Origin of the sequence: Bacillus sp. AFS023182 (assembly GCF_002560575.1) — a bacterium.
Taxonomy (GTDB): Bacteria; Bacillota; Bacilli; order Bacillales; family Bacillaceae_G; genus Bacillus_A; species Bacillus_A arachidis.
In genome coordinates this window covers 1-9356 of record NZ_NTRO01000102.1, presented here as the reverse complement: position 1 = coordinate 9356, position 9356 = coordinate 1, and the positions used below count along the sequence as shown (strand labels likewise).

Genomic DNA, 9356 nt, shown 5'->3' with positions numbered 1-9356 from the left:
GCACCGCCAGTGTCACCAGCGATTGCTTCTCCATATCCTTCTACCCATACTTTTGATCCTAGCGGAATCACTTTCGGGTCAACAGCGATCATCTTCATGTTTGGATTCGCTGTTAGGTCATGACCCATTGCAGTTAATACACGACCACCATATGTGCCGCCATTTTCGCTCGGATGAGCTGTATATGCTGTCGCTACAACTGTTAGTTCACGACCACCAGAAGGAGCGTTTGTTTCTGCTGCTTTCACTTGAGTAGCAGGTTTTGCTTGTGCTACTGGTGCCTTTGCCTCTGCTTTTGCAGGCACTTCTGCTTTTGCCTCTGCTTTTGCAGGTGCTGTAACTTTTGCAGGCGCTTCTGCTTTTGCAGGTACTGGCGTTTCTTGTTTTTCAATAACAGGTGCTGTACCTGTTAAGAAAGGAACATGAACGTAAGCCGTTTTCCCATTATATTCGAATTGTAACCACCCATTTTGTACTTGGTTCGTTGTTTCAATCATATCGTCTTTCTTCAGTGTACCAAGAATTTCTGAGTTTGTGCTCGCTTCAGCACGTACGTTTAATACATTTGCTGTTACGTAGTAGATGCTTTTTGTAAATTCTGCGCTTACGAATACGTCTTTACCGTCTAATTTGATTTTTGACCATCCGTTTTCTGTATTTGTAACATCTAATTTATGACCATTTAATAATTTCCCTACAACTTGTGATTCAGTAGTTGGGTTCTCGCGTACATTTAATACCTCTGTTGTTACAACAGTTTCTGCTTGTGCAGAAGTAGTGAAAATCCCAAGACCAAAAAACGCTGCCGCTGCTATACCAATTAATTTTTTCATGAATAGCCTCCATTTGCTTTGTTTTTGTGCCCTCATTATAGCAACAGTTTTTTAAGAGATTTAGGATATCACATAATTACAAACGATTCGTAATCAATCATTAATGCTTTGTAATATAAAATAGAATGAAAGAATGCTGTATTCTATATGTATTTTCAAGAGTTTTAATCGTTTTTTCTCTTTCAAAAGGTCATATTTTTTTGCAATAAAAGTAATAATGTTACCCTCTTGTTACAAAAAAACATCGAAACATTACAACTTTTAGTTACATTATGTCTTTTTACGTAATACATCTTTTGTATTTTACATATATAACCGAATCTAAAACTCCAAAAGGACAGCTACCTAGTAGAGTAACTGTCCTTTTGGAGTTTTTATGAAATTTTCTTTTTCCATATCCCTAGCATCAAAGCTGATACTACAGAGCCTATTAATATAGAAAGAATATATAGAACTGGTTTATTTACTAATAAAATGACGAATATTCCACCGTGCGGGGCTGGCAATGTAATTCCAAATAGCATCGATAATGCACCAGCAAGACTTGACCCAACAACACAACTTACAATTACACGGATTGGATCAGCTGCTGCAAACGGGATCGCCCCTTCCGTAATAAATGACGCTCCCATAATATAGTTTGTAAGACCTGATTTGCGTTCTGCTTCTGTAAATTTTGTTTTAAAAAATGTCGTTGCAAAAGCAATTGCAAGCGGAGGTACCATTCCACCAGCCATAATAGCTGAATGCACACCAAAATTCCCAGCTTCAATTGCAGCAATTCCAAATGTAAATGCTGCTTTATTAATAGGGCCACCCATGTCCACAGCCATCATCCCACCTAAAATGAGACCTAATACTATAGCATTTGCACCACCTAAACTATTTAACCAACTCGTTAACGTCTCATTTAAAGCAACAACAGGAGGATTTACAACTTTCAACATTAATACCCCTGTAAGTAACAAACCAAGTACAGGATATAACAAAACAGGTTTAATTCCTTCTAATTGAGCTGGCAAACCTGCTAATACTTTCTTTAATCCAAGTACAATATAACCAGCTAAGAAACCAGCAATTAATCCACCTAAAAATCCTGCATTTGCTTGTGCTGCCAAAAAACCACCGACAAGACCAGGCATAAATCCTGGACGATCAGCAATAGAACTTGCGATAAATCCAGCTAACACCGGAACAAGAAATGCGAACGCTCCCATCTTTCCTCCACCGATTGTCATGAGAGTCTCTGCAATTGGACCTTCCGCTTGAATTCCTCCGAAAGCAAAAGCAAGTGCAATTAAGATTCCGCCTCCAACTACAAACGGTAACATATTACTTACACCGCTCATCAAATGCTTATATATGCCCAATCCATTTTCTTTTTCTCCACTATCTACTTCTCTACTTTCTTTTCCACCTTTAAAAATTGGAGCATCTTGATTTACCGCTCGATTAATTAACTGCTCTGATTTCCGAATACCGTCTGCAACCGGGACTTGAATAACATGCTTTCCAGCAAAGCGATTCATTTCTACTTGCTTATCTGCCGCAACAATAATAGCTGTTGCACGTTCAATATCTTCTTTCGTTAACCCACTTTTCACGCCAGTAGAACCGTTTGTTTCGACTTTAATCGCAATTCCTAACTCCGCTGCTTTCGCCTTTAGACTATCCGCGGCCATATATGTGTGAGCAATACCAGTCGGACAAGCTGTTACCGCTAATATATATGGTTCATTTCCTTCGGGCTTTATTACTTCACTAAGTTCATCTTCTTGTTCGTTTGCATTTTCTTTTTCATCGAACAAGTGCAGAAGCTCCTCTTCACTTTTTGCTTCTAACAATTGTTTACGGAACTCCTCATCCATTAATAGCGTAGATAAGCGTGATAGCGTTTCTAAATGTGTATTGTTCGCTCCTTCACTAGCCGCAATCATAAAGAATAAATGAGCTGGTTGTCCATCAAGCGATTTATAATTGACACCGCTTACACTACGCCCAAAACAAATAGCTGGTTGTTTGACCGCTTTTGTTTTTGCATGCGGAATAGCAATCCCTTCACCAATCCCAGTTGTACTTTGCATTTCACGCTTTAAAATAGCCTCTTTAAATTCAGCTAGGCTATTTAATGTTCCTGCCTTTTCTAATTTCTCTACTAATTCATCGATGACAGCTTCTTTTTCTGAAGCTGTCAAATCCATGATAACGGTATCCCTTTTTAAAAGTTCTGTAATTTTCATACTCTGTTCCCCCCTATCGCTTTGTAATCATTACTTGCGATAATAATTCTTCTACTTTATCTTTCGTACATAAATCAGCCGAAAAAGCTGTTGCACTCCCTGTTGCGACACCATAACGAAATGCTTCCTCAACATCTTTCGTTTTTTCATATATCCCCACAAAACCCGCAACAAGAGAATCTCCTGCTCCAACAGAATTGATAACTGTTCCTTTTGGCACAGTTGCCTCATATACTCCTTCACTTGTAAATAACAAAGCCCCAGCTCCTGCCATAGAGACAATTACGTTCTGTACACCTTGCTCAATTAACTTTCTGCCATATGGAATAATTTCTTCTACAGTTGAAAGCGCTTCTCCAAATAATTCTCCAAGCTCATGATGATTCGGCTTTATTAAAAACGGCTTATTTCGAATCACATACTGAAGCGCATTTCCACTCGCATCAACTATAACGTTAATGTGACGTTCTGCTCCAAAAGCAGCAATTGTTTCATAAAATGTTTTAGAAATCGACGCTGGAATGCTACCAGCTAATACAAGATGATCACCAGCCTGCATATTTTCAATGTTGTTCATCAACTGCCCGAGCTGTTTATCCGTAATAATAGGTCCTTGACCATTCAATTCCGTTTCTTCCTGTCCCTTTATTTTCACATTAATACGTGAATCGCCATCTACATGAACAAAATTCGTTTTAACACCTTCATTTTCCAAAACACCTTCAATAAATTGGCCGGTGAATCCACCTATAAACCCAAGTGCTGTATTATCTATTCCAAGCCGATGAAGCACACGGGATACATTAATCCCTTTCCCACCAGGAAATTTCATATCTTTTTCTGCTCGATTAACAGTCCCCAGCATGAAATTCTCTACTTGAACAACATAATCAATCGATGGATTTAAAGTAACTGTATAAATCATCGTTTATCAACCTCAATTACGTTTGTTTTTCGTTTATATTCTTCTTGTTCTTCTTCTAATGCATTTGTAATAATTGTTGCCTCTTCAACACTTGCAATTTTCGCAAATGCAACTTCTGCGAATTTACTTTCATCTATTAAAAAATAACCTTCATTTGCTAATGTTAACGCCATTTTTTTCAGCGATGCTTCTTCAGGATCCGGTGTTGTATATCCAAGCTGTTCATGCACACCATTCGCTCCTAGGAAACACTTATCAAATCGATATTGCCCCATACTTTCCTGTGCCATTGCACCAATTAAGGCCTTTGTTCGACTCTTCATCATCCCGCCAAGCAAGTAAGCACGAATATTATTTTCAACTAGTGCTTCAATATGCATAAGGCCATTTGTAACAACCGTAACTTCTTTATCTGTTAAATATGGAATCATTTCAAACGTTGTACTTCCTGCATCTAAATAAATACAATCACCTTTTGCTACAAAAGACGCAGCATATTTAGCAATTTGCTTTTTTATTTGACTGTTTTTGGCTGATTTTTCAACCATCGTAGGCTCTTCACCTTTTCCAGTTAATACAGCAGCTCCGCCATGCACTCTTTTCAATAAACGCCCTTTTTCTAATTGCACTAAATCACGACGAATTGTTGATTCTGAACTTTCGGTTTGTTCCACTAACTGTTGTAATTTCACTACTTTTTTCTCTCTTACAAGCTGTAAAATTAGCTGATGACGTTCAGGAGTTAACATATCACTCACCTCTTCTTTAATTACAGTATAATGAAATCGGATTCAAAAATCAATCAAAAACATTCAATAAAAACCAAAATAAATCACAATTCATTCAAACTCAATCAAAAAAAACCTTCTCGATATCTATCAAGAAGGTTTTCAAATCAGATTTACCTTTTAGAGCGAGGCCTTATAAATCGCTACTACATCTTCTTTATTTAATTTTTTAAAATGACCGAATTCACCATACACCATCGCTTTTTCAGCCATTACATTTATCTTCTCTTCTCCAATTTCATAGTCAGCTAAACGAGATGGTGCTTCAATAGATGTCCAGAAGTTGCGTAGTGCTTCGATACCTTCTAACGCAATTTCCTTATCTGCTTTCCCTTCGGTCTCTACGTTAAACACACGCACCGCAAATTGTTTAAAGCGATCTACATTTTCATCTAAAACATGCTTCATCCAATTTGGGAATAAAATCGCTAAACCACCGCCATGTGGAATATCATACACAGCTGAAACAGCATGCTCAATATTATGCGTTGCCCAATCACCTCGGACACCCATTGCTAAAATGCCATTTAGCGCCATTGTTCCGCAGTATAAAATTGTTTCTCGATGTTCATAGTTTTCTAAATCATTTAAAAGTTTTGGTGCTGTTTTAATGACTGTTTTTAAAATAGATTCACAATAGCGGTCTTGTAATTCTGTATTTGAGCCTTGATGAAAATATTGCTCTAATACATGTGACATAATATCAACCATACCATAAATCGTTTGATTTCTTGGTACAGAAGCTGTATGCGCTGGATCTAAAATAGAAAACTGCGGGAATGTAACAGGACTGCCCCACCCATACTTTTCATTCGTTTCCCAGTTTGTAATAACAGAACCTGCGTTCATTTCAGAACCTGTCGCTGCAAGAGTTAGTACTGTACCAAAAGGTAAAGCTTCATTTGCAAATGCTTTTTTTGTCACAATGTCCCATACATCACCATCATATTTACTACCTGCGGCGATTGCTTTTGTACAATCGATGACACTTCCACCACCGACAGCTAAAATAAATTCAATATCGTTTTCTTTACAGATTTGAATTCCCTTGTTTACAGTAGATAAACGTGGGTTCGGTTCAACACCTGTTAACTCAAAAATTTCTGCATCAATTTCTTTTAAGATAGAGATTATATTATCATATATACCATTTCGTTTTATACTACCCCCGCCGTATACGAGAAGAACCTTTTTTCCATACTGAGGAATCTCTGTTTTTAATTGCTCTAATTGCCCTTGGCCAAAAATAAGCTTTGTCGGATTACGAAATACGAAGTTTTGCATACTTTCCCATCCTTCCAATATAAAAATCAATATACTTTTGTATAACATATTTTGTTCGTTTCACAAAAATATTTGCTTCATAAAGTAAAACTTTCATCAGTGAAAGTTGACTCTCACTACTCAAGCTTTTCCTCACCTATCTTCTTTACCCCTCTTTAAATCTTAAGTTGCGGTATACAAGGCCTATAAATGAAATAAAAACATCCCAGCCAAAAGGCTGAGATGTTTTTATTAGTAATACGGTGAAATCATTAAGTAAACAATAACACCAGAAAGGCTTACGTATAACCAAATCGGCATCGTCCAACGTACAATCTTACGATGGCGAGTCAATTGGTTTGTAAAACCATATACAAGCGAGAATAACGCAAGTGGTACAATAATTGCTGCAAGGAAAATATGCGTAATTAAAATAAAGAAATACACATATTTAATAATACCTTCTCCACCAAAATGCGTTGCTGGTGCTAAGTAGTGATACGATAAATATGAAACACAAAATAGCAACGTTGTTATAAATGCCGCGAGAATAAAACCACGGTGCATCTTCACATTTTTCTTAATAATAGAAAACAATGCTGCCAATAAAAACACAAATGTAAAGCTATTAAAGATTGCATTTAACATCGGCAAAATTGTTACATCAAAATGTACTTCTCCTTTGTAGCCAACAGGTCCAAAAAACAAAAATAAAATAATCGCATTGACAATTACAGAAAGCGTTATCACAATAGGAGCATAGCTTTTCTGATTTGTTGATTGATTCACCAAATTGTTCACTCCTCTTCTTCTACATATGTATAATTAACCTCACTATTTTAACATATTATTCATAGTGTAAATGTGACAATACTTTGACACAGTAATATGAAACAAAAAAATCCTCCTTAACTATATTTCTTAAGAAGGATTTTATCGGTTTATTATTGAAATAGCAATTCGTTTAGTTTTTGTTAAAAAACGTGTCACTATATGCTTGAAAAATCTCTAATACTTGATATCCCATTAAAGAAATTGCTGTTAATGAAAAGAAACCAATCATAAGAAAACGAAACCACATATTATTCTCCTCCTTGTATTTAGCTTATAAACACTACAGTACAAGTCGGATAGCAATCTCCTTCTTCAGCTTCTTTTTTCTTCACAATAGCTGTTATAAATCGAATCATAAAGAATGTGATAAAAGGAAGTTCCGTCTGTTTTATATTGGCATAGTTGAGCAATGGTTCCCGCTCTAAATCGGACGGAGATGAAAAGGAATAGAACATACCTTGCTCTTCCATATACACAATTACAATTTTTAAACAGAATACAATCCCAAGAAATGAAACAATATCTTGCCAATCTGTTGTATACAAAACATTATAAAGATCCAATACGTACTCTTCCATCATCATCCCTCCTTCCTTTTTTACCATTTTCCTCGCCCGTGTATAAAAAGTCAAGAAAAATATTCTATATGCACTATGCCAATAGTGGTTACATATTTTCTACTTATACTTCTTGTTCTTGTAGTATCTGAACAATTAAAAAAGTACCACTTTTTGTAGTAACTGATATCTTACTAATACACTATTTTGTTTATTAGAGCATCCTTTTTTCAAAAAGACTTGAAGAAATTAAACAACAATAAATTGTATAGGTTTGTATACTCATCACATATAACTATTAAAACTATCATTTTCACATAATATACCAATTAATTGTTTACCATGAATTGACAAAAATATTCAAATTATGTAACATACTTTTATTGGTATGCTTGCAATGTATGTACTTTTTATTTACATGTCATTTTTGATGAAAGTTTTTACAGAATAACTCTAAGTAATTTTTACTTCTACTTACCAACATTATCATTTTTGGTGTTTTTGTGTTCATTCAAAAAAATTCATCAGTATGTTCTGAGAAGAGAAAACGCTTAGTCGAGGGATTTTACTCATTTCTCCGGACTTATCAATTTAACCATCAATGAGACTGAAAAACCCATTAATGGAAATGGATTAATGTATTGAAATATGGAGGGGTTAGTCATGTCTGTCTATGCACCACAAGAAATTACTGAATTGGCCGCAAATTCAGGCCAAAAAAAGGCACTTTTACCGCTACTACCTATGTTGATTCTAGGATTTTTTGGCGGCGCCTTCATCGCACTAGGTTATTTACTTGATATTCACGTCATTGGAACAATGCCAAAATCTTGGGGATCCCTTACTAGTTTTCTAGGAGCTGCTGTTTTCCCTATCGGCCTAATCTTAGTTATCCTTGCCGGTGGTGAACTAGTGACTGGTAATATGATGACCGTAACAATTGCTTGGTTTTCAAAAAGAATATCTTTCTCTAAAGTATTGAAAAATTTAATAATTGTTACGATTAGTAATTTTATTGGTGCTGTATTTGTAGCTTATTTTTTCGGTCACATTGTCGGATTAACAGAGGGACAATTTTTAGCAAAAACTGTATCTATCGCACAAGCAAAACTACATGATACACCATTACAGGCATTTATCTCTGCTATTGGGTGTAATTGGCTCGTTTGTTTAGCCGTTTGGCTCAGTATAGGGAGCAAAGAATTCACTGGAAAAGTGATTGGTATTTGGTTTCCCGTTATGACTTTCGTTGCAATCGGCTTTCAACATGTGGTTGCTAATATGTTCGTTATACCAGCCGCCATCTTTGCAGGGCATTTAACTTGGATGGAATACTTACCAAATTTCATTGTCGTCTTCTTTGGAAACCTAGTCGGTGGTATGCTGTTCGTAGCACTTCCTTACTTCTTAGCCTATAACAAACAAGTGCAGTCAAAAAGTGAAACAACGGAATTAAAGAAAAAATCTATAACTGCTTAACAAAAAGAATTTAATAGAAAACCTGTAGTACACTTGTTCTCTTCTCTTTTATACGTTATAATAACAACTTAAATAGCATTATTTACATATGAGGTGAAAATATGAACAAAACAGAATTAATTAAAAATGTAGCACAAACAGCTGAAATTTCTCAAAAAGAAGCTACTGTAGTTGTGCAATCTGTAGTAGAATCAATCACTAACACTTTAGCTGCTGGTGAAAAAGTGCAACTTATCGGATTCGGTACATTTGAAGTTCGTGAAAGAGCTGCTCGTACAGGTCGTAACCCACAAACAGGTGAAGAAATGCAAATCGCAGCTTCAAAAGTACCTGCATTTAAAGCTGGTAAAGAATTAAAAGAAGCAGTAAAATAATAAAAAAAGCCTTCTCGTTTATGAAGTGACCCCTAAAAGTTAAACACGGTTATTTCATTAGGC

General features: G+C 35.9%; 9 protein-coding genes. 2 read left to right on the top strand and 7 right to left on the bottom strand.

Features of this window, described 5'->3' with window-relative positions; translation table 11 throughout:
• The 7 genes from CN288_RS26685 to CN288_RS26650 all read right to left on the bottom strand — a co-directional run.
• The coding region (locus CN288_RS26685; protein WP_098303530.1) for an SH3 domain-containing protein at positions 1-833 on the bottom strand (833 nt) is incomplete at its 3' end.
• A gap of 374 nt (positions 834-1207) precedes the next feature.
• Positions 1208-3073, bottom strand: a complete 1866-nt coding sequence (locus CN288_RS26680; protein ID WP_026592628.1) for a PTS fructose transporter subunit IIABC — start codon at positions 3071-3073, stop codon at positions 1208-1210.
• Positions 3074-3086: 13 nt separating this feature from the next.
• Positions 3087-3998, bottom strand: coding sequence for a 1-phosphofructokinase (gene pfkB / locus CN288_RS26675; protein WP_026592627.1), 912 nt, complete (start codon positions 3996-3998; stop codon positions 3087-3089).
• Positions 3995-4747 carry a DeoR/GlpR family DNA-binding transcription regulator gene (locus CN288_RS26670; protein ID WP_026592626.1) on the bottom strand — a complete coding sequence of 251 codons (753 nt, stop codon included), beginning with the start codon at positions 4745-4747 and terminating at the stop codon, positions 3995-3997. Before CN288_RS26670 ends, pfkB begins: the two co-directional genes overlap by 4 nt.
• Positions 4748-4906: 159 nt before the next feature.
• The gene (locus CN288_RS26665) at positions 4907-6070 is read right to left on the bottom strand and encodes an iron-containing alcohol dehydrogenase (protein ID WP_026592625.1); all 1164 of its coding nucleotides are present in this window, start codon (positions 6068-6070) and stop codon (positions 4907-4909) included.
• A gap of 231 nt (positions 6071-6301) precedes the next feature.
• A complete protein-coding gene (locus CN288_RS26660) occupies positions 6302-6841 on the bottom strand; it encodes a DUF420 domain-containing protein (RefSeq protein WP_026592624.1) in 540 nt (179 codons plus the stop codon).
• Between the two features lie 308 nt (positions 6842-7149).
• Positions 7150-7488: a hypothetical protein gene (locus tag CN288_RS26650; protein ID WP_026592623.1), complete on the bottom strand. Its 339-nt coding sequence runs from the start codon at positions 7486-7488 to the stop codon at positions 7150-7152.
• A gap of 615 nt (positions 7489-8103) precedes the next feature.
• On the opposite strand from CN288_RS26650, the gene CN288_RS26645 reads away from it, so the two are divergent.
• Both CN288_RS26645 and CN288_RS26640 read left to right on the top strand, forming a co-directional pair.
• Positions 8104-8919: a formate/nitrite transporter family protein gene (locus CN288_RS26645; RefSeq protein ID WP_026592622.1), complete on the top strand. Its 816-nt coding sequence runs from the start codon at positions 8104-8106 to the stop codon at positions 8917-8919.
• A gap of 101 nt (positions 8920-9020) precedes the next feature.
• Entirely contained in the window at positions 9021-9293 is a 273-nt protein-coding gene (locus CN288_RS26640) for an HU family DNA-binding protein (protein ID WP_003199316.1), read from the top strand.
• Positions 9294-9356 lie beyond the last annotated feature (63 nt).